General features: G+C 61.0%; 20 protein-coding genes and 1 pseudogene. 10 read left to right on the top strand and 11 right to left on the bottom strand.

Annotation, left to right across the window (positions count from 1 at the left end; genetic code table 11):
• Window positions 1-2 precede the first annotated feature (2 nt).
• The 7 genes from ACD578_RS10025 to ACD578_RS09995 all read right to left on the bottom strand — a co-directional run bounded on the left by ACD578_RS10025 (window position 3) and on the right by ACD578_RS09995 (window position 5,256).
• Window positions 3-860 carry an SAM-dependent methyltransferase gene (locus ACD578_RS10025; protein WP_404292718.1) on the bottom strand — a complete coding sequence of 286 codons (858 nt, stop codon included), beginning with the start codon at window positions 858-860 and terminating at the stop codon, window positions 3-5.
• Window positions 857-2,011, bottom strand: coding sequence for an NAD(P)/FAD-dependent oxidoreductase (locus tag ACD578_RS10020; protein WP_404292717.1), 1,155 nt, complete (start codon window positions 2,009-2,011; stop codon window positions 857-859). Before ACD578_RS10020 ends, ACD578_RS10025 begins: the two co-directional genes overlap by 4 nt.
• Entirely contained in the window at window positions 2,008-2,721 is a 714-nt protein-coding gene (locus ACD578_RS10015; RefSeq protein WP_404292716.1) for a methyltransferase domain-containing protein, read from the bottom strand. Before ACD578_RS10015 ends, ACD578_RS10020 begins: the two co-directional genes overlap by 4 nt.
• A gap of 6 nt (window positions 2,722-2,727) precedes the next feature.
• Entirely contained in the window at window positions 2,728-3,084 is a 357-nt protein-coding gene (locus tag ACD578_RS10010) for a hypothetical protein (RefSeq protein WP_404292714.1), read from the bottom strand.
• A complete protein-coding gene (locus ACD578_RS10005) occupies window positions 3,081-3,809 on the bottom strand; it encodes a hypothetical protein (protein WP_404292712.1) in 729 nt (242 codons plus the stop codon). The genes ACD578_RS10010 and ACD578_RS10005 overlap by 4 nt, the downstream gene beginning before the upstream one ends.
• Before the next feature lie 127 nt (window positions 3,810-3,936).
• Entirely contained in the window at window positions 3,937-4,857 is a 921-nt protein-coding gene (locus tag ACD578_RS10000) for a DMT family transporter (protein ID WP_404292710.1), read from the bottom strand.
• Between the two features lie 93 nt (window positions 4,858-4,950).
• Window positions 4,951-5,256, bottom strand: a complete 306-nt coding sequence (locus ACD578_RS09995) for a hypothetical protein (RefSeq protein WP_404292708.1) — start codon at window positions 5,254-5,256, stop codon at window positions 4,951-4,953.
• A 388-nt stretch (window positions 5,257-5,644) separates the two neighbouring features.
• On the opposite strand from ACD578_RS09995, the gene purT reads away from it, so the two are divergent.
• From purT to ACD578_RS09965, 6 genes and pseudogenes are all read left to right on the top strand, one after another.
• Window positions 5,645-6,487 carry a formate-dependent phosphoribosylglycinamide formyltransferase gene (gene purT, locus ACD578_RS09990; RefSeq protein ID WP_404292706.1) on the top strand — a complete coding sequence of 281 codons (843 nt, stop codon included), beginning with the start codon at window positions 5,645-5,647 and terminating at the stop codon, window positions 6,485-6,487.
• On the top strand, window positions 6,484-6,816 hold the full coding sequence (locus ACD578_RS09985; RefSeq protein WP_404292704.1) for a hypothetical protein: 333 nt from the start codon (window positions 6,484-6,486) through the stop codon (window positions 6,814-6,816). The genes purT and ACD578_RS09985 overlap by 4 nt, the downstream gene beginning before the upstream one ends.
• 171 nt (window positions 6,817-6,987) lie before the next feature.
• A pseudogene (locus ACD578_RS09980) lies at window positions 6,988-8,196 on the top strand (PAS domain-containing protein); the annotation flags it as partial.
• Window positions 8,197-8,804: 608 nt separating this feature from the next.
• On the top strand, window positions 8,805-9,107 hold the full coding sequence (locus ACD578_RS09975; protein WP_404293774.1) for an ATP-binding protein: 303 nt from the start codon (window positions 8,805-8,807) through the stop codon (window positions 9,105-9,107).
• Complete coding sequence (locus ACD578_RS09970; RefSeq protein ID WP_404292702.1) at window positions 9,107-9,538, top strand: response regulator; 432 nt, start codon at window positions 9,107-9,109, stop codon at window positions 9,536-9,538. The genes ACD578_RS09975 and ACD578_RS09970 overlap by 1 nt, the downstream gene beginning before the upstream one ends.
• On the top strand, window positions 9,535-10,587 hold the full coding sequence (locus tag ACD578_RS09965) for a histidine kinase dimerization/phosphoacceptor domain -containing protein (protein WP_404292700.1): 1,053 nt from the start codon (window positions 9,535-9,537) through the stop codon (window positions 10,585-10,587). Before ACD578_RS09970 ends, ACD578_RS09965 begins: the two co-directional genes overlap by 4 nt.
• 226 nt (window positions 10,588-10,813) lie before the next feature.
• Here the strand turns inward: ACD578_RS09965 and ACD578_RS09960 are convergent, their stop codons facing one another.
• Window positions 10,814-11,155 (bottom strand): hypothetical protein, encoded by a 342-nt coding sequence (locus ACD578_RS09960; RefSeq protein WP_152712152.1) that lies wholly within the window; start codon window positions 11,153-11,155, stop codon window positions 10,814-10,816.
• Window positions 11,156-11,575: 420 nt separating this feature from the next.
• Here ACD578_RS09960 and ACD578_RS09955 point away from each other — a divergent pair, with 420 nt between their 5' ends.
• Both ACD578_RS09955 and ACD578_RS09950 read left to right on the top strand, forming a co-directional pair.
• Complete coding sequence (locus ACD578_RS09955; RefSeq protein ID WP_404292698.1) at window positions 11,576-12,853, top strand: Na/Pi cotransporter family protein; 1,278 nt, start codon at window positions 11,576-11,578, stop codon at window positions 12,851-12,853.
• Window positions 12,853-13,218 (top strand): PhoU domain-containing protein, encoded by a 366-nt coding sequence (locus tag ACD578_RS09950; RefSeq protein WP_404292696.1) that lies wholly within the window; start codon window positions 12,853-12,855, stop codon window positions 13,216-13,218. Before ACD578_RS09955 ends, ACD578_RS09950 begins: the two co-directional genes overlap by 1 nt.
• Window positions 13,219-13,226: 8 nt before the next feature.
• Here ACD578_RS09950 and ACD578_RS09945 read toward each other — a convergent pair whose 3' ends face one another.
• Window positions 13,227-13,427 carry a hypothetical protein gene (locus ACD578_RS09945; protein WP_404292694.1) on the bottom strand — a complete coding sequence of 67 codons (201 nt, stop codon included), beginning with the start codon at window positions 13,425-13,427 and terminating at the stop codon, window positions 13,227-13,229.
• A 127-nt stretch (window positions 13,428-13,554) separates the two neighbouring features.
• Between ACD578_RS09945 and gcvA the strand changes: the two genes are divergently transcribed.
• On the top strand, window positions 13,555-14,490 hold the full coding sequence (gene gcvA / locus ACD578_RS09940) for a transcriptional regulator GcvA (RefSeq protein ID WP_404292692.1): 936 nt from the start codon (window positions 13,555-13,557) through the stop codon (window positions 14,488-14,490).
• A gap of 21 nt (window positions 14,491-14,511) precedes the next feature.
• Here gcvA and mdoH read toward each other — a convergent pair whose 3' ends face one another.
• Both mdoH and ACD578_RS09930 read right to left on the bottom strand, forming a co-directional pair.
• The gene (gene mdoH / locus ACD578_RS09935) at window positions 14,512-16,608 is read right to left on the bottom strand and encodes a glucans biosynthesis glucosyltransferase MdoH (protein ID WP_404292690.1); all 2,097 of its coding nucleotides are present in this window, start codon (window positions 16,606-16,608) and stop codon (window positions 14,512-14,514) included.
• Between the two features lie 73 nt (window positions 16,609-16,681).
• On the bottom strand, window positions 16,682-18,112 hold the full coding sequence (locus ACD578_RS09930; RefSeq protein ID WP_404292688.1) for a glucan biosynthesis protein: 1,431 nt from the start codon (window positions 18,110-18,112) through the stop codon (window positions 16,682-16,684).
• A gap of 325 nt (window positions 18,113-18,437) precedes the next feature.
• On the opposite strand from ACD578_RS09930, the gene glmU reads away from it, so the two are divergent.
• Window positions 18,438-19,820 (top strand): bifunctional UDP-N-acetylglucosamine diphosphorylase/glucosamine-1-phosphate N-acetyltransferase GlmU, encoded by a 1,383-nt coding sequence (gene glmU / locus ACD578_RS09925; RefSeq protein ID WP_404292686.1) that lies wholly within the window; start codon window positions 18,438-18,440, stop codon window positions 19,818-19,820.
• The last annotated feature ends 37 nt before the right edge of the window (window positions 19,821-19,857 follow it).

The raw sequence follows: 19,857 nt of genomic DNA, 5'->3' as shown, positions 1-19,857 counted from the left end.
GATCAGGCAGGACTTGATGGTCTATGGGCCGTCAGAAGTCCGTAGCGCATCGATCCGGTGGCATAGGCCAGCCAGATGCGCGGAAGGCTCAAGGCAAAGATACGGTTCTGGGAGCGCGCATCGAGCAGGTAGCGCCGATAATGCGAATGGGTCAGGAGCTTCTTCGCAACCCGTCCGGCGCAAAGAGCCCAGGTGCGCCTCACCTTCAGGCTGAGATCCTCGAATCCATCCACGACGAAGCCGGCCGTTTCCGCCCATTCGCGGTATTCCGCCTCGGTGCCCATACCAGGCAGGCGGCCTTCACGACAGATCGGCTCGAGGAGCAGGCGCTCCTCCCAGGGGCGGGCCTTATCGCGCGCGAGCCAAGCATAGATGGCAAGCCGTCCAGCTGGTCGTAGGGTTCGATACGCTTCGTCGAAGAACCGCTGCTTGTCCGCCATATGCTCGGAACTCTCGATCGCGATCACATGGTCGAAGGCGCCATCTTCGAATGTGTTCGCGAGCCAATCCCGCCGCATGAACTGGAGAAGGGGCGATCCGGCCGCTCGTCTTTCTGCCTGCCGAAGCTGCGCGGATGAGAGGGTGACGCCCATGACATGGACACCGTGATGCTCGGCAAGCCATTCGGCCGTCGCTCCATAGCCGCAGCCGATGTCGCAAACCTGCTGCCCGGGCCTTAGCGCCAATGTGTCGGCCAAATGTGCGATCAGAGCCTCGACAGCTTGTTCCGGTGCTTCCCGGCCCGTCGTCCAGAGACCGTGATGGACGTGCTCGCCCCAGATCTCGCGATAGAACGGATCGAGCTCATCATAATGCTCCGCGACAGCGGCGGATGACTGAGGCTCTCTGGGGACGATCATGATGCAGAAAGCGCTCTGCTCATGGAGGCCTCCTGCACACGGGTCAGCGTCGTCACATGCCGCATCGCAGCCGGCCAGATCCGGCACAGATGAAAGACCGCTCGCTGTCCTGCCGCGTGTCGCACGGCGCGGTTCAGGATGGATGCGAGCCGGATCGAGCGGTGGATATCGGAGCGGATCCGGCCATGGTAGATCGAACTCACCCTGCCATGCGCAAGAAAAGTTGAGGCGGCAAGACATCCGCTGTGTAGAGCGATCGACATGCCCTCGCCGGTAAAGGATGGAATGACGCCGACCTGATCGCCCAGCCGGAACAAGCCTTGCGGCTCGTTTGGGTCCGGCGCGTGGACAAAGCCGTAGGGAATTTGGAAGATGGACAGCGGGCGCTCGAAAAGCGCCCGCGCGCCTTGGAGGCGTTCCGCGATATATGGACACCCACCGATGATGCGATCGAGAAGGGTATCCCAGCTTCTGCCGACCTGTTCAAAACATTGCCGAGAAACGACGAGGCAGAGATTGGCAACATACTGCTCGACCATCTGGAGCCCGGCATAACCGCCTGAAAAGAGAGTGACTTCCACAGCGCCCTCGAGCGCCTGCTGCTGCTCCTCTGCCAAATGATAATGCATCTTGAAGCCGATGAGGTCGTCCATGGCGCCGGCATGCACTCGCTTCATCCCTCTGACGTCATGCTTGCCCGTTGCCAGGAAAGCAGTCGCCGCAGAGATTTGACCGCTAGACGCAACATCGATGCGGACCTTCGAAGGATCCACAGAGATGGACTTGACAGCCTGGCCTCTGATGATCCGGGCTCCTCGGGATTGGGCCTGCTGCAGCAGAGCCTCGTCCAGGATCCTGCGGGATAATCCTCTGGCGACAAAGGGCAGGCGGACTTTTGTCATACTCCGCCCCTGGATGAGGCGCAGGTGCGAGATGCGGCTTGCTCCAAGTGCGTCGAGGTCGATGCCGAGATGGGCCAAATAGGTCTGAGCCTCGATGCTTAGAAACTCGCCGCAGACCTTGTGTCGCGGCTCCGCATCGCGTTCGATCAGGAGCGCAGGTCGTCCGGCACCGGCGAGAATGCTGGCCGCGGATGCGCCGGCGAGACCGCCGCCGACGATCACGATCTCTTCTGCGCGTCCCTCGCTCATTTCAATCGGCTCACGCAGAGGCGGAAGGACGGATACCAGCGGATTTGAGCAGTTCCGGGCTCAAGACCGGCTGAAGCCAGAATTGTCTCCCAATCCTTCCGGCGGAAGCTGCGGGCTATCGAGATCGGGCCATCATGCCGCACGAAGCGATGCCATCCGGCCGCCCAGGACAAGGCGCGGAAGAAATGGAACGGGATGGGATGACGGTAGAGATCGGCGATGTACCAGCCGCGCGTGGCGACCCGCTCCATCCAGCGGACAAAGCCTGCAAGCTCCTCATTCGACATGTGGTGCGTCGTCTGCGAGCAGATGATGAAGTCGATGGGGCGTTCAGGCTGGAAATCGAAGACGTTGCCGGTCCGGTAATCGATGCCAACACCGGGAGGCGTCGCAGCGCGGGCAATCAGCTCGCTCATGGGGTTGAGATCGACGCCGATCAGGCTGGCGGGCCGGTTCCGACGGCGGCTCCAGGCATGGATCCGTCGCAGCAGGTCACCGTATCCATATCCGACATCGAGGATCGTCACCCGATCCTGTGGGTTCAGGTGGCGGGTGGCGCGGTCGAGCCATTTCAGGATCGGTCCATGGGTCATGGTCACGACATTGACCGTGGCCAGATCCTTCAGGCAGGAGCGGTAGTCGTCGAGACTGACGGCCTCGGTATCCATCCATTCCGTCTCGGGGCTGCGCTCGGCAAAACTCCGACTCATGGGGCTTCATCCGGCAAGGGTGAAGCGGAAGGTTTCGGCCACCAATCCCGGGCCGAATGCCATTCCGAAACCGTTTGAACTCGGAGGGGCATCCTGCATGATCCGGCCGAGAACGAACATCAGTGTGGCGGACGACATGTTGCCGAAGTCTCGCAACACATTACGCGACCAGCGCAACGCCTCAGGCCCGAGGTCGAGACCCTGTTCGACCGCATCAAGGATTGTTCTCCCGCCGGCGTGGACTGCCCAGAGGTCGAAATCGTCCTTGTGCTGGCCGCGCAGGATACCGCCATCATCATTGCGGGTGGCCTCGTGGCGAAGGGCCTTCGTAATCTGCTGGGGAACCTCTCCGGACAGGCTCATCTCGAACCCCGCATCGCCGATACGCCAGGTGATGAGATCGCGGGTATCCGGATCGTCGCGACGCGGAAATCCTTGAGCGCAATGCCTTTCGGTTCGGCCGAGACGAGGCTCGCCGCGCATCCGTCGCCGAACAGCAGGGCGCTGAGGATGACCTCGAGGTCGGAGGTTTCCTGAAGATGGAGCGTGCAGAGTTCCAGATTGACCACCAGGACCCTGGCGCTTGGCTCGGACCGGACGATGTGATGAGAAACCTTCAGAGCGTTGACGGCGGCGGCGCAGCCCATGAACCCTACCATGGTGCGCTCGATGGAGGGATTGAGCCCTAAACGCTCCATGAGCTGCTGATCGAGCCCCGGGGCTGTAAATCCGGTGCAGGAAGCGACCACCATGTGGGTGATGGATGTCAGGTCCTCTTGCAGGCCGAGAGCCTCGATGGCCTGCTGCGCGAGATCGACGGCATGGGTCTCGAAGCGCTGCATGCGGGCACCGGTCCCGACAAACTGTCCAGGTCGGAAAAAGCCTTCTCGGTCAGCGGCTGCCTCAAGGTTATCGCTCGGCGGTAGGGTCGAGTAGCGGTGTTCGATCCCCGACCGCTGGACCATCCGCCTGAAGATCAGCTTGTCCTTCCGCTCAGACAGAAACTGATCCACGAAGCCGATGAAGGTCTGGTGGACATCGTGCTGCGGAACGGCCGTGCCGATCCGGTTGATATACGCGCCTGCCAAGGAAACCACCCTGTCTACCTTGGCCCTGGCCCGGACACCGAGCAATCAGAGCCCTACAAAGGCGGAGATAGGGCGGCTTGGAGATGAGGAAACGAAGGCTGACGCAGAAGTCGCACCCCGAGAAGCTTCAGTGGGGTATCGGGGCGGTCGCCGTTTCGGGCTGGGCAGACTCGGCTGGAGCCGCACCCTGAGGCTGCCCCCGCTTGAGCGTCTGTTCCCGCGCGAAGATGAACAGACCGGCCGCAACGACGATGAAGATGCCGACCAATGCAAGAGCATCGGGCCATTCGTTGAAGAACAGCGCCCCGATGGCCAGAGCCCAGAGGATCTGGCTGTATTGAGCCGCTCCGAGCCGGTCGGCCGGAGCGTACAAGGTCGCGATGATAAACAGGGCTTGCGCAACGAAGGCGGTTGCGGCGAAGGCGAGCAGCAGGATCCATTGATGCATCATCGGCCAGGCAAAGCCCGGAATCATCAGAACTCCGGCCAGAAGTGTCGTTGCCAGGAAGACGGTTCCGATCAAGGTGAAACGTTTCTCGGAGTGACCGATCATCCTGCCCGTAATGACACCGCCTGCCGAGCATAAGGCGGTGGCGAGCGCCGCCAGGTGGCCCGGCAGAAACTCCTTGAAGCCCGGACGCACGATGATCAGCACGCCGATGAAGGCCGCGCAGACGGCAAGGCCACGGCGCCATCGGACATGCTCCTTCAGCACGAAGATGGAGAGGATCGTGACCAGGCTGGGCATGAGGAACATAAGGGCGAAGGCTTCCGCGAAGGGCAGGCTCCGGAAGGCCATGACGCTGAGCGGCGTCGTAATGGCGATCAGGAAAACCCGTAGCCCCATGAGCCAGGGCTTATTCCACAGCACCAGATCGACGAGCCTGTCGCCAGGCTTCATGAAGACAGGCGATAGGAGAAAGGGAATGAGATATCCGAAGAAGGTCACCTCGAAAGGATCGAGGCCGTGCCCGATTTCCTTTACCAACGCGTCGCCCCAGGCGAAGACGGCAAAGGCAAGAAATGCAAGAACAATACCTTTGACCATGGTCGGACAATCCCGCAGGACGGCGGCGGTGAGGATGCGCAGGGACGAGCGGTTGCGCCAGGCGCGTCCGGACGGGGTGAGAGGATAAGGGAACTATCTCGGCATGACGAGGCGGGGGCGCTTGCGCTCGACCACCACGACCTTCGGGCCTTCGCTCCGCTCAGACATGATCATACGCTCGGGCAGGCGCTCGGAACGGCGGGGCTGGGGCACCGACTTCAGCACGACGGGACGCACTTCATCCTCCGGCAGTCCCATGAGCTGTGCGGCGATCTCGACCTGGCTTTCGATGTTATCCGTCAGCCCTTGTGCCGCGACAACCGCCTCCTCGAGGACGGGAGGTTCGACCCGGGTCACGCGCCGGTTCCGGCTCTCGGATGATTTCTTCTTGGCTGGCATTGGGCTTCTCCTGCGCAGACCCCTTAACCCATTGAACCTGGGATTGCGTAATGCGCGATTGAGGCGGCAGGGCTGCATCCAGTGCAAGCGAGGCCGAAACCCTGTCGCTGCTGTTGAACGCTACGCAAGGGAAACTTGATCCATGGTGTGCTGTTAAAATGCCGAAAGCAGCGGGTTTCAGACGGATCAGCAAAGAGGAACCAGGACTGAGATTATCCTATGTGAATAAGGACCGTCTGTTGCCGGTTTGAAAGAACCGGGACTCGACCCTGCGGCCTGTCTCAGCCATGGATGCTTCAAAGCGCTGGCTCTTCTGTACCAGGGGAATTAAGTCTGGCGCGTTGTCACCCAGGCAAAGCGGCCCAAGTCCTGAACGAAAGGCATTACCGTGTTCACAGCCAAGATTCTTCTCCTGGGATCGGGCGAGCTCGGCAAGGAGTTCGTGATCTCGACCAAGCGCTATGGCTGCTACGTGGTGGCCTGTGACAGCTATGCGAACGCTCCCGCCATGCAGGTGGCGGACGAGTCCGAGGTGTATTCCATGCTCGATGCGGGTGCCCTCAGGAACGCTATCGAGAAGCATCGGCCCGATTTCATCGTTCCGGAGATCGAGGCGATCCGCACGGAAGTGCTGCAGGATTTCGAGGACAAGGGATTTACGGTCGTTCCCTCCGCCCGAGCCGCGTCGCTGACCATGAACCGGGACCGGATTCGGGAGCTTGCCGCAACCGAACTTGGTCTGCGCACGTCAAAGTACCGCTATGCGGAAAGCCTGGAGGAGGTGAGGGAAGGTGCCGAGCACACGGGTCTGCCCTGTGTGATCAAGCCGGTTATGTCCTCTTCCGGCAAAGGACAGAGCACGGTGAGAACGCCCGATCAGTTGGAACTGGCCTGGAACGATGCCGTGGCGAACATGCGCGGGGACCGGAAGAAGGTGATCGTCGAGGAGTTCATCGCCTTCGAGTACGAGATCACCCTGCTGACGATCCGCTCGCGTGAGGGCGTCTCGTTCTGCGAACCCATCGGGCATCGGCAGGAGCGAGGCGATTACCAGGAATCCTGGCAGCCGACCCCCATGACCGAGAAGCTGCTCGACGACGCCAAGGAAATGGCCCGGAAGGTCGTCGATAATCTCGGCGGCTACGGGATCTTCGGCGTCGAGTTCTTCGTGACCCGTGACGAGGTGGTTTTCTCCGAGCTCTCCCCCGCCCTCATGACACGGGCCTCGTGACACTTCTTTCCCAGAACCTGTCAGAGTTTGACCTTCATGCCCGCGCCGTGCTGGGTCTGCCGATCCCACAGGTTCGACTGCACGGTCCCACCGCCTCGGCCGTGATCCTGGCCAACCGGGAGGCCGAGCGGTTTACGATTCAAGGGCTGAGCAATGCCCTCGTCTTGGGCTCGGCGGACGCGGACGTGGAGGTGCGTATCTTCGGCAAGCCGACCACCCGCAAGCACCGCCGCATGGGGGTCGCTCTGGCCTCCGGCGGTACGGTGGAGGAAGCGCGCGAGCGGGCGCGGCAGGCGGCTAGCCGGGTCCAGATCGGATACGAGCCCTGAGCGGGCACTCACGCCACTCGCTCGGGATGGCCGCTGCGGCTTTTGAGTGTCGGATTGGTCACAGGTACAGGGTGATTGTCGCGCCCTATGGCACTTGGCTGTGAGCCGCCTAAATACGGACAAACTCTGTCAGGCAACAACGAGGGGGCTGGCGGCCGCCCAGCATAGTGATTGAAGACGATCAATTTCGAAGCGCTCTTCAGCGCGTCTCCGAACCCTTACGTGCTGCTGGACCTCTCGCTCACCATTGTCGGGATGAACGACGCCTATCTCCACGTCACCATGCGCAAGCGGGAGGACCTGCTCGGACGCAACATGTTCGAGGCATTTCCGAGCGATCCCGATTCTTCGAGCCACCGGCAACTGCGAGGTTCCCTTGAGAAAGTCGTCCGGGAGAAGACCGCGGATTATCTATCGTTGATCGAGTACGCCATTCCGCTGCCGAGCGGCCAGGGATTCGAGGAGCGCTACTGGAGTGCGACCCATACGCCGCTCTTCAACCACAACGGCGAGATGACCTTCATTCTCCAGCACACGGTCGATGTTACGGAACTACATCGGCTGCGGAACCTGGCGAGAACCACAATCCTGCCGTCCGGTCCCTCCGCGCTGATCGAAACGGATATGTTCCGCCGCGCGCAGGCCGTGCAGGAAGCCAACCAAGCTCTGAGTGAGGAGCGACAGCACCTGCGAGGATTGTTCCAGCAGGCGCCCGGCTTCATGGCCGCCCTCGGCGGGCCCGATCACGTCTTCACCATGGCCAATGCGGCCTATCTCCAGCTGATCGGTCGTGAGAACATTGTTGGGAAGCCCGTCCGGGACGCGTTGCCGGAGGTGGTAGGGCAGGGCTTCATTGATCTTCTCGACCGGGTTTATCACAGCGGTCAGCCTTTCGTTGGCCGAAGCATCCGTGTTCACTTGAGGCAGTCCTCCGGGGATGTTCGGGAGGAGCGCTTTCTCGATTTCGTTTATCAGCCGATCTTCGATCCCGATGGACAGGTGTCCGGAATCTTCGTGCAGGGTCATGATGTCACTGAGCTGAAACGCAGCGAGGAGGCCCTGCGCGAAAGCGAAGAGAGATTCCGCGCCATTGCCAATTCAATCGACCAGCTGATCTGGGCGACGCAGCCGGACGGGCATCACGACTACTACAACCAGCGCTGGTACGAGTATACGGGCGTTCCAGAAGGCTCGACCGATGGCGAGGCCTGGAATGGCATGTTCCATCCGGATGATCAGGAGCGGGCGTGGGGCGTCTGGCGCCATTGCCTTGCGACGGGCGAGCTGTACCACATCGAATACCGGTTGCGGCATCGCTCCGGTGAGTACCGATGGGTGCTCGGACGGGCCCAGGCGGTTCGTGACGAGGAAGGGCGGATCAAACGCTGGTTCGGAACCTGCACCGACATCCATGATCTCAGGCAGGCTCAAGACGCGCTTCGAGAGAGCCGCGAGCGTGCACTGCGCACCGAGGAGGAAACCCGCCGACTGGCATCGATCCTGGCGGAGCGGGTGACCGAACTCGATGCCGCGAACGAAGAGATTCAGCGCTTCGCTTATATCGTCAGCCATGATCTGCGGGCTCCGCTCGTCAACGTCATGGGTTTCACGAGCGAGCTCGAAGGGGCGCAGGCCGAGATCGAGCGGTTCTACCGGAATGTTCGGCAAACGGATTCCAACCTGATCTCGCCGGAAATACGCGCGGCTATCGAATCCGATCTGCCCGAGGCGATCGGATTCATCCGGTCCTCGACCGTGAAGATGGACAAGCTGATCCGTGCGATCCTGAAACTGTCCCGTGAGGGAAGGCGGGTTCTGGCTCCCGAGCCCATCGATATGGCCCAACTGCTCGAGGCCCAGCGCCACAGCGTTGCGCATCAGCTGCACGAGCGGAGCGCGGTACTGCTGATCGAGCCCCTTCCCGATCTCACCAGCGACCGGTTGGCCATCGAGCAGATCTTCGGAAACCTCATCGACAATGCGGTAAAATACCTTTACCCCTCCGCCCTGGCCGGATTGCGGTCCGGGGGCGGCATCTCGGGGCGAATGTTATCTATGAGATCGAGGATAACGGGCGGGGCATCGATCCGAAGGATTTCGAGAGGATCTTCGATCTGTTCCGGCGCTCCGGAGTCCAGGATCAGCAGGGCGAGGGAATCGGGCTTGCACATGTACGCGCTCTTGTGCGAAGGCTCGGCGGTACGATCTCCGTATCGTCGCGGCTGGGCGAGGGCTCGATCTTCACCGTCGTCCTGCCAAGCTATATCAGCATGAGTTCGGAAGCCGCCTGATGCCCCTCCAACAGCCCGTCACCATCATCATGGTCGAGGACGATGAGGGACATGCCCGCCTGATCGAGAAGAACATCCGCCGGGCGGGCGTCTACAACGAACTTCGCACCTTCACCAGTGGGACGGCTGCCCTGGAGCACCTGTTCAGCGAAGCGGTGCGCAATGCCGGTCCCTTCCTGGTTTTGCTCGATCTCAACCTGCCGGACATGAACGGGGTCGACATTCTCGCCAAACTCAAAAGCGACGAGAAGCTGAAACGTGCTCCGGTGGTGGTGCTCACGACTACGGATGATCGGCGCGAAGTGCAGCGCTGCTACGACCTCGGTGCCAATGTCTACATCACCAAGCCGGTGGAATACGAGTCCTTCTCGCAGGCCATCCGCCAGCTTGGGCTCTTCCTTTCGGTCATTCAGGTTCCCGAAGCCCTATGAGCCAGGGCGTCTCGGAAACCCCACCGATCCGGCTTCTGTATATCGATGACGATCACGGCCTTGGCCGGCTCGTCGAGCGCACCCTGTCACGCCACGGCTTTCATGTCAGACATGCCCTCAGCGGCGATGAGGGTCTGAACCATCTTGCCGCCGAGCATTTCGACGTGATCGCGCTCGATCACTTCATGCCCGGCAAGGAAGGCCTCGAGGTTCTCACCGAAATCCGGACCCTCTCCAATCCGCCTCCGGTCGTCTACGTGACCGGAGCAGATGAGGGGAGGATTGCGGTCGCCGCCCTGAAGGCGGGCGCGGCCGACTACGTCATCAAGGATGTCGGCGGGGTTTTCCTCGATCTCCTTCGGACGGCTGCCGAGCAGGCGCTCGCCGCCGAAAGGCTCCGCCAGGGGAAGGAGGCCGCCGAAAGGGAAATGCGCGAGGCGCGGGAGCGGGCAGAGATGCTGCTCCGCGAGGTGAATCATCGCGTTGCAAACAGTTTGCAGCTGGTCGCGTCCCTCGTCGCCATGCAGCAGCGGGCGCTCGGCAGCGATACCGTCGCGAGAGACACGTTGCGGGAAACCCAAAGCCGCATCACGGCCATCTCGCAGATCCACCGGCGCCTTTACACCTCGAACGACGTGCGGTTCGTCGAGATGGATACCTACCTGCAAGGTCTTGTCGAGGAACTCGAGGGCGCCATGCGTGCCGCGGGGCGCGAGCACACGATTACCTTGTTGGCTGAGACGATTTCGATTCCGACGGACAAGGCGGTCTCCGTTGGCGTGATCGTAACAGAACTTGTCACGAACGCTTTCAAATATGCTTATCCCGCCGGCAGGACGGGGGATATCCGTGTTGCCCTGTCTTCTGCAGGCGGGCATGCGGTGCTTGTTGTCGAGGATGACGGGATCGGGTGGAAAGGCACCGGGGTGGTGCAGGGAAGCGGCCTTGGCACGAAGATCGTGAAAGCCATGGCATCCAACCTGCAATCGGCCATCGAGTTCGATCAGAACCACATGGGGACCCGGGCCAGCCTGTCCTTCGCGATCTAGATCGTTAAATCTGATCGAAGATCAGTTTTGGAAGGCTAGCGCATCGTGCGGAACCAGAGATCCGCGTCAGCGAAAAATTGACCCGGTTTTCCGCAGCCATCGATGCGCTACTTTGGGAATTGAGCCTCGGACCGAAAAGTGGGTCCGAGGCTCTCATGCGATTGCTTCCCATGCTGCACTCGGCATCGCTTCGATCACGATCTTTCAGACGTGCAGGATTCTAAGCTTACCGCGGCTGATTTTTCTTAGAGATCCCGGCACTGAAGCGTGCCCGGATCTCTCCGACGATGATGTTCAGCTCCCGTTGCAGGCGGTTGAGTCGCGAGAGCAACTCTCCGTCCGGCATCCCTGTTGGATTCGGGCGGGATTCTCCGTTGGGGACAGGGTGCGTCATGCTGCGCAACTCTTCCAATGTCGTCGGGCCGATATTGGGGACGGTCAGCCATTGGGCATCTGAAATGCTGGCAACTTCGCGGATGGTGGGACACCGTCCTTGAAATTCCGCCAGAATGGCTCCCCGGACGCGTCCGGAGCATTTCTCAATTGGAAATGGATCGTCCAAACCCATCTCGCGCCCTCGCACACCAACCAGTGAGATACCGTCAATCAACGCCCGAACCGCCTTGGAACTTAGCTTTGTAGGACACTCCATGCGTACCGATTATACGAAGAAAAGAGCAGACGACCTTAAGGGGATGACGGCATGCGTTAGGAGTAGCCAAATTGGTATCGGCTAAGGCTTTGCGGTTTTTGAGTTTATGCCGAAACCCTAATGGCTAAGCTGCGCTGCCTGGCAGGATGCGGGGGCGTCCATGGCGACAAGGTTGAGTTTTCCCGGCTACAGCATCTTCATGAGGGAGCATTCAAGGCGATTTTCTGGAGATTACTCCGGTACATGGTCATTATTAGCCGGCAACCTTATTGCGGTTGCGCCGATTGGTGGGTAAGCAAGAGGATTGTGCCGTATTTCTCGAATCCAGAGGACTGAATGTCTGCAACCTCGGTCTTGATCCACCTTTTCGGTGAGATTGCCCTGCTTCTCTGGGGCATCAACATGGTCAATAGCGGGGTTCAACGCGCTTTCGGCAGCGATCTGCGCTGGATCCTTGGGGTGGCGCTGAGGACGCGCCTGCAAGCCTTTCTCGCCGGTGTCGGTGTGACGACGGTCCTGCAAAGCAGCACGGCGACGGCCTTGATGGTGGCATCCTTTACGGCCGGAGGGGCGGTCGACATCATTCCGGCCCTGGCCGTGATGCTCGGCGCGAATGTGGGCACGACGCTTATCGTGCAGGTGCTCTCGTTCGACGTGTCCCTGATTTTCCCGGCACTGATCTTCGGCGGCTTCGTGGCTTACCGGAGAGGAAGAACAAGCCGGATCAAGGATCTCGGACGAGTGACCATCGGCCTCGGGCTGATGTTGCTGTCGCTTCATCTCCTGAGTGAAACGATTAGGCCTATCGAATCGTCGACGGTTATCAAGGACCTCCTGGCCGTCATTGCGCCTGATCCGCTGATCCTGGTGCTTCTGTCAGCAATCTTTGCATGGCTTGCCCATTCCAGCGTCGCCGCGTTGCTGTTCATCATGTCGCTCGCAGGCGCCGGCGTCATCGATGCTCATTCGGCTCTGGTGATGGTGCTGGGCGCCAATCTCGGCAGCTCTCTCAACCCCTTGCTGGAAGGCACCAGTGGCGATCCCGTCAAACTGCGCGTGCCATTCGGTAATTTCGCCATGCGGGTTATCGGTTGCCTCGTGGCATTGCCGCTGATCGACCCGATCCTGTCGGCAATGTCGATTTTCGACCCGCACCCGGCCCGGCTGGCGGCGAATTTCCACACGCTGTTCAACGTCATGGTCGCTGCAATATTCATCCTGCCGCTGCCCTGGATCGCGCAGCTGTTGCTCAAGGCCTTTCCGGAGAAGCTCCGCGCCTCTGATCCGGGCACACCGCAATACCTCGACAAGGATGCCCTCGATACGCCGTCCGTTGCCCTCTCCAATGCGGCCCGCGAGGTCCTGCGCATGGTCGACACGGTGGAATCCATGTTACGGAGTTCCCAGGATCTCTTCCGCGAGGACGATATCAGCCGGGTCGACCAGGTGAGCCGCACGGACGACGTGTTGGACCGGCTTTTCAGCGCGATTCGCCGCTATCTGAGCTCGATTAACCATGAGTCCCTGAGCGAGACGGAGGCGAAGCGTCTCTCGACATCCTCGCCTTCGCCATCAACCTGGAACATGTGGGGGACATTATCGACAAGAACCTGATGGAATTGGCCGCCAAGCGCATCAAGAACCACCTGCGCCTGCCGAAGGACAGCCTGGAAGACATCACCAGCATGCATGCGAAGCTTCTGGAGCATCTGCAGCTTGCGGCCTCAGTGCTCATGTTCCAGGACCTCGGTTCCGCCCGCAGGCTTGTATCCGAGAAGGAGCGGTTCCGCGATCTTGAGCGCGCGGTCGCCCAGAAACATCTCGAACAACTTCGGTCCGGCAGGACGGTGGGCGACACGAGCGTGCTTCAGCTCGATATCGTGCGCGATCTCAAACGCATCGAGGCCCATATCGCCTCGACCGGACATTCGCTCCTCGAACAGAGCGGAGAGCTCAAGCCAAGCCGCCTGACGTCCTGACCGCCAGGCTATTTCTCGTCCTTCAGGGCGCGCCAATCCATGTAGCGGATCGGTTCAGGGAGGCCGATGTCGCGTCTCTCATGATCAGAGAGTTGGCTCAAGTCGGAGATGATCGGCCTTTTTCTCTGGAAAACGGGCCGGAGCCAGAGCTTCACATGCAGCCAAGCGCTCTCGACGCCGCGAAGGCGGCGGGCATCTTCGTATCTCATGACAGCCTACCGTGGTTGTTTGCCTGGGCTTCAGCGCCCTCGGTGATGAGATTGAAGATGCGCCTGCAGGAGGAGCTTGACAAAGCAAATGCCAATGGGCTGGCATAAGGCAGGCTTATGGGTCGCTATGTCTAAACTGCCGTCGAAACTTCCCCCGATGAGTGCCGTCAGAGTCTTCGAGGCGGCAGCACGCCATCAGAGCTTTACCCGCGCCGCCGAGGAACTCGGCATGACGCAGGCTGCCGTGAGCTACCAGATCAAGATCCTCGAGGATCGGGTCGGGGCGCCGCTCTTCATCCGCTTGCCCCGCCAAGTGACGCTGACGGCGAAAGGGCGCCAACTCGCCCCGGCTGTGACCGAAGCTTTCGAGGCTTTGCGGAACGCATTCGAAGGCGTCGAGGAGATGGTCCAGACGGTTCTGTCGATTACCACCCTCTCGACCTTTGCATCCAATTGGCTTGTGCCACGTTTGGGACGGTTCCGGCAGCTGCATCCGAACATTGCGGTTCAGATCGCAGTCTCGACCGAGATCGTGGAGTTTTCTCAAAGCGAGTTCGACATGGGAATCCGGAGCGGCACGGGCGATTGGCCGGGTCTTGAGACGCGTGTTCTGTTTCCCAACCAGTTCATACCCGTTTGCAGCCCGGAGCTGCTCCAAGGCGTCGAAGTGCGGGAGCCTATCGACATTCTCAAACTTCCGCTCATCTCGCCGAGCGATCCTTGGTGGCAGGATTGGTTCGCTGCGGCAGGAGTGAAGAACGTCGATCTCTCCCGGCGTCCGGACAACTCGCTCGGGGTGCAGCAGTTCGAAGGCATGGCGGCCATCGCCGGTCAGGGAGTGGCGCTCATCAACCCCTTCTTCTTCCCTGACGACTTGGCGTCCGGGCGGCTCGTGAAACCTTTCGATCTGCTGGCCACCACGGATCGGAGCTACTGGCTGGTTTATCCAAAGGCTCGCAGGCGATCCGCCAAGATCGAGGCCTTCCGGGATTGGGTGTTGAGTGAGGTGGCAGGGGACAGCGAAAGAACCTTTCCCGCAGCCCAGACGAAAACCGGAACCTGAAGCCCCGGTTTTGAGAGATCGTTACTCTGCGGCCTGAGCCTCAGGGGGCTTGGCCTTCAGATGCACGAGCATATCGATGAGCGCCCGGTCGTGGAGAACGACCATGCGTTCCTTGTTGTGGAGCCAGCTGACCGCATCCTCGATGGTCTCTGCATCGACGAGTTTGGCTTCCGCTAGAGCCCGTTCCGTCTCGATGACGCCGCGTTTGCGAGGCTGGGCGGACGGAAGCATTTCGATATGGCGCTCCCTCAGGTTCGCATCCGCATAGATGGCCCGGATACTGTCGGCATCGTCAAAGCCGAAGGTGATGTTGCGGGCCTGCAACTCGTTGGCGCGTGTCGCAATAGCCGGCGGCCGATACTCCTCAGGGGTTCGCAGAAGCCCGAGCCGTTTCAGCGCAAGACCGGCACCGAGCTGGCCGCTGAGCCATGAGAGAGGAATGGCAAGCAGCAGGCCGATGATCGTTGGAGACATCCACAGGAACAGGGATGTGGCGATCATGAAGGCGGAGATGCCCGCCAGTGCGCCGAGAACCGTATGGGCCCGGTGGCGGCGGACGATGTCCCTGAAAGGAATGGACCCGTCGTCGCGACGCTGTGGCTGCCAGCCCGTATCGCGTCCGAGCAGGATCTGGAACACGGAGCCCGACTGGATGAGCATCAGGATTGGCGCCAGGAGCGCAGAGAGGATGATCTCAATCGTGGACGAGATGATCAGCCGGATGCCGCCTCCCGAGGCGCGCCGGTCGTTGCCGCGAATGAGCATCAGCAGAAGACCGAAAACCTTCGGTGCCAGCAGGATGCCCATGGTCAGTGCGAAGAGCGCCAAGGCTCGCTCGGGGTCGAACCGGGGCCAGATCGGGTAGAGCCGGAAGTCGCGGGCGAAATATTCCGGCCGGATGTAAGTGGTCTGCAGGACGAGCGCGATACCGACGATCAGTTGGAACAGCCAGAACGGCGAGGCCAGGTAGGACATAATGCCGGTGGCGAAGTGCTGCCGGGTCGGCAGCTTCAGGCCCTTGGCCGAAATGACCCGCGTGTGCTGGAGATTGCCCTGGCACCAGCGCCGGTCTCGGGCCGAGAGATCGATGAGGGAGGGAGGGCTCTCCTCGTACGACCCTTGCAGATCCGCCAGCATATAGACCGACCAGCCGGCGCGGCGCAGCAGCGCCGCCTCGACGAAGTCGTGGCTCAGGATATGGCCACCGAACGGGGGCTTGCCCTTCAGATCGGGCAGGCCGCCATGGGCGGCGAAGGCCTTGGTGCGAATGATCGCGTTGTGGCCCCAATAATTGCCGTCGCGTCCCATCCAGACCGCGAGGCCCATGGCAATGACCGGACCGGTGACCCGGGCGGCAAATTGCTGGACGCGGGCAAAGAGCGTGTTGCGGTTGATGATGAGAGGCAGCGACTGGATGATGCCGGCATCGGGATCTGCTTCCATGGCGGCGGCCAGGCGCACGATGCACTCGCCGGTCATGAGGCTGTCGGCGTCGAGCACGAGCATATGCTCGTAATGCCCGCCCCACCGCGACACGAAGTCGGCGATGTTGCCAGCCTTGCGGTGATGGTTCTTCTGCCGGTGGCGATAATAGAACCGCGCCCCAGGACCCAGACGCTCCCTTAAGGCAAGGAATGCACGCTCTTCCGCCACCCAGGCATCCGGGTGCGTGGTATCGGAGAGAATGAAATAGTCGAACTGGTCGCCAAGGCCCGTCGCCTGAACCGATTCATAGATCGCTTCCAGGGCGGCATAGGTGCGGTCCGTTTGCTCGTTGTAGACCGGCATGACGATAGCGGTGCGCTGCTGCAGCAAGGAAGGCAGAGGTCCCCGATGTCCGGGGCGCCTCAGCAGGGCGAAGAAGCCCAAAAGTGCGCTGGTGAACGCGATCGCAATCCAGGAGAAGTTGACCGTGAACAGCGCAACGAGCACCCACTGGAGTGCAGTCGTACGGCTCACCGACACGACCTGATACATCTCGTAGGTGCCGTAGGCCGTCAGCAGCAATCCGCCTCCGAAAACGAAGAGGCGGGCGAGCCGCGTCCCCAGCTTGGGATGCCGCAGAAGTGGTTTGCGCTCCTCCGATTCCGACCAGCGCCGAAGCGACTGGGTTGGCATGTCGAGGCGCTTTTCGGGGGCATAGCGGATGCGGGCCGCTCCAGGGCGGCTACATTCGGGTTTGAGTCGGGACTTACGGTGTCCAACGATAAAGCCATGTCTCGCTAATCGGTTTCCCGCCTGCTTCGAGGATCAGGCGCATCTCACACGCGTTTTCGTTGCCCGGGTCAAGCTCGAACGCAACTCGTACCGTTTTTCGCTCCGGATATGGCAAAAGTTTGAGGTTTTGGAACGTCCCGGGGCCAACGGTTAGAACCGATTTAAGGTCCGCCGGCAAATTGTCACCTAGAGCATCTCCGGAAAAGTCGACTGTGAAGCGCCGCCTCCGGCCCCCGCTGCCACGGCCGGAGCGCGTGGCCGATACGGTTGCTAGCGGCGGACGCTCCGGTGAGTTCCATCCCCAGTACTGCCGATACGCAACGGCAACCTCGGATCCGGCCGTCATTGGTGCCTTCGGACGCCAGTAGGTGAGAATGTTGTCGTTGATCTCGGCGTCGGTCGGGATCTCGAGCAGCTGAACGCTGCCTTGGCCCCAATCGCCCAGAGGCTCGATCCAGAGGCTTGGACGGCGCTCGAAGTGCTGGTCGTCGTCCTGGAATGTATCATAGGAACGTTCCCGCTGCAGCAGGCCAAATCCGCGCGGAGAACTGTCGACGAAAGCCGAGATCTGAAGCGTTTCTGGATTGTGCAGCGGACGCCACAGCCATTCTCCCGAGCCGTTCAGCATCTGAAGACCGGAGGACTCGTAGACGGCTGGTCTGATATCGTCCGAGTTCAGGAGATCGTTCGGTCCATAGAGGTAAGTCGACGCAATGCCGCCCAGCCCTACGTGCTCCAGATTGACGCGTGGGAAGAGGGTCGTTTCCACATCGACGATGGTCATGTCGCCCGGGCGGAACGTCATGCGCACCGCACCCGTGGTCGATTCCGAATCGAGCACGCCATGTACGCTGATGGTGTTGCTGCCCACCGCGGGGCGCTCGAGCCAGAAAGCACGGAAGACCGGAAACTCCTCGCCGCGCGATTCGGCCGGACGCAAGGTCAAAGCCCTCGCGATTGCGCCGTAAGTCTGGCCGCGTGCGATAGCGCGAAAGAAGGTGCCGCCCTGAACGAAGGCGAAATCGAATGGTCGGCCGTTTCCGAGCTGCGCGATCAGCTTGAAGCCGGAATAGCCGATATCCGGTATATTGTTCGGTAGGTTGATGCGGCCATAATCGAATTGAGAAGGACTAAAGCCGATCCGGCGGACGGCACCATCCTCCACGACGAACAGATCGACCGCGTCCCTGAAGACGAAGCCGCGATGGAGCGGCTCCACGGAAATGCCACGGGCTTCCGTGCTCCAGATTGCCGGCTGGTTGTATCGGATGGCGGAGTACTGCTCCTGATTCAGGTTGGCAAAGACATCCGGCAGATCGTTGGGGGCTGCCACATACGGCTTCTTGGAGAGCTGTCGCGCAATATCGATCACAACCGCAGAATCGAAGCGCTGATTCTCGCCCATCCTTGCCGAAATCGTCGCTTGGGGTGTTTGGGCTCGAGCGGTTGGCGCGTATGCAAGCCCGGCGACGGAGACGCCGATATAGGCCAGCATGTCGCGCCGGCGAGGATGAAAAGGGGATGGACCCCTTGGCGAAACCGGCACAGCGATACTCTTGTGTGAACGAGGCTCTTCAGCCAGACAGTTGGAATGCCCTATACATATCGTCAATCGTGAGCATGAAGTAAACGAGGCCGGGGGCGGAAACCACCTCATTGCTCATGAAATGATTGCCGAAATACCTCTTCTGATTTAGCTCCACGGCAAAGTGCCACCGGATTGAAACTGTATGACCTCGATTGATGCCTTTAAGACGCCCTCTTCCCGGAGCTGTCTCGCCGTCGTGCTGGCGGCGGGCGAGGGCACTCGGATGAAATCCGGAAAGCCCAAGGTCCTGCATCAGGTCGCCAACCGTTCCATGGTCGGGCATGTGCTTGCGACCCTCACGAAGGCTGGCGCCACGAGCGTCGCGGTGGTCATCGGGCCGGATCGCGAGGACGTTGCTAAAGAGGTTCAGAAGGGTTTCCCCGAGGCGCGAATCTTCGTTCAAAAGGACCGGCTCGGCACGGCCCATGCGGTCCTGAGTGCTCGCGAGGCTCTGGAACTGGGAGCGGACGATGTGATCGTCGCTTTCGGCGACACGCCGCTCGTCCTGGCTGAGACCTTCGCCAAGCTGCGGGCGCCGTTGGCACAGGGAGCCGGCGTGGTCGCCATGGGCTTCGAAGCAAAGGATCCCACGGGTTATGGCCGTTTCATCACGTCGCGCGAAGAGCTTCTTGCCATCCGCGAGCACAAGGACGCCAGCGTTGACGAACGGGAGATCACCCTCTGCAACGGCGGCCTGATGGCCATCCGCGGCGACCTTGCGCTAATGCTGCTCGATCGGGTCAGGAACGATAACGCCAAGGGCGAATATTATTTGACGGACATCGTCGAGATCGCCCGAGACCTCGGGCATCGGACGGCCATCGCCATTGTGCCTGAAGAGGAGGTGCACGGCGTCAACGACCGGGCGCAACTGGCAGCGGCCGAGCGCATGATCCAGGACCGTCTCCGCGAGGAGGCCATGGCATCCGGCGTGACCCTCATCGCTCCCGAAACGGTCTTCTTCAGCCATGATACCCAGCTCGGTCAGGATGTGGTGGTGGAGCCCCATGTGGTCTTCGGCCCGGGTGTCGTCGTCGAGGAGAGTGCGGTCGTTCACAGCTTCAGTCATCTGGAAGGTACGAGGATCGCATCGGGAGCGGGTGTCGGGCCCTTCGCGCGCTTACGCCCCGGCGCTAAGATCGGCCCCAAGGCCAAGGTCGGCAATTTCGTCGAGATCAAGAACACGGAACTCGGGGCCGGCGCCAAGGTGAGCCACCTGACCTATCTTGGCGACGCCAGCATCGGTGCCGAGGCGAATATCGGCGCGGGCACGATCACGTGCAATTACGACGGTTTCGGCAAGTACCGGACCGAAATCGGCGAGGGAGCCTTCATCGGGTCGAATTCCTCGCTCGTGGCTCCCATCACCATCGGCAAGGGCGCATTCGTTGGCTCCGGCTCGGTTATTACGGACGATATCCCCGATAACGCATTGGGTCTTGGCCGTGGACGTCAGATTGTAAAGGAAGGCTGGGCCATCGAATTCCGGGATAAGGCCCAGGCCGCCAGGAAAAATAAGCGCTAAAAAATAAGCGCTCTTGTCACAATAGGTTACGCAAGTT

Origin of the sequence: Microvirga sp. RSM25, assembly GCF_044784385.1 — a bacterium.
In the GTDB taxonomy this organism is placed as follows: domain Bacteria; phylum Pseudomonadota; class Alphaproteobacteria; order Rhizobiales; family Beijerinckiaceae; genus Microvirga; species Microvirga tunisiensis.
The sequence above is the reverse complement of the archived record's forward strand: the minus strand, read 5'-3'. Positions and strand labels throughout refer to the sequence as shown.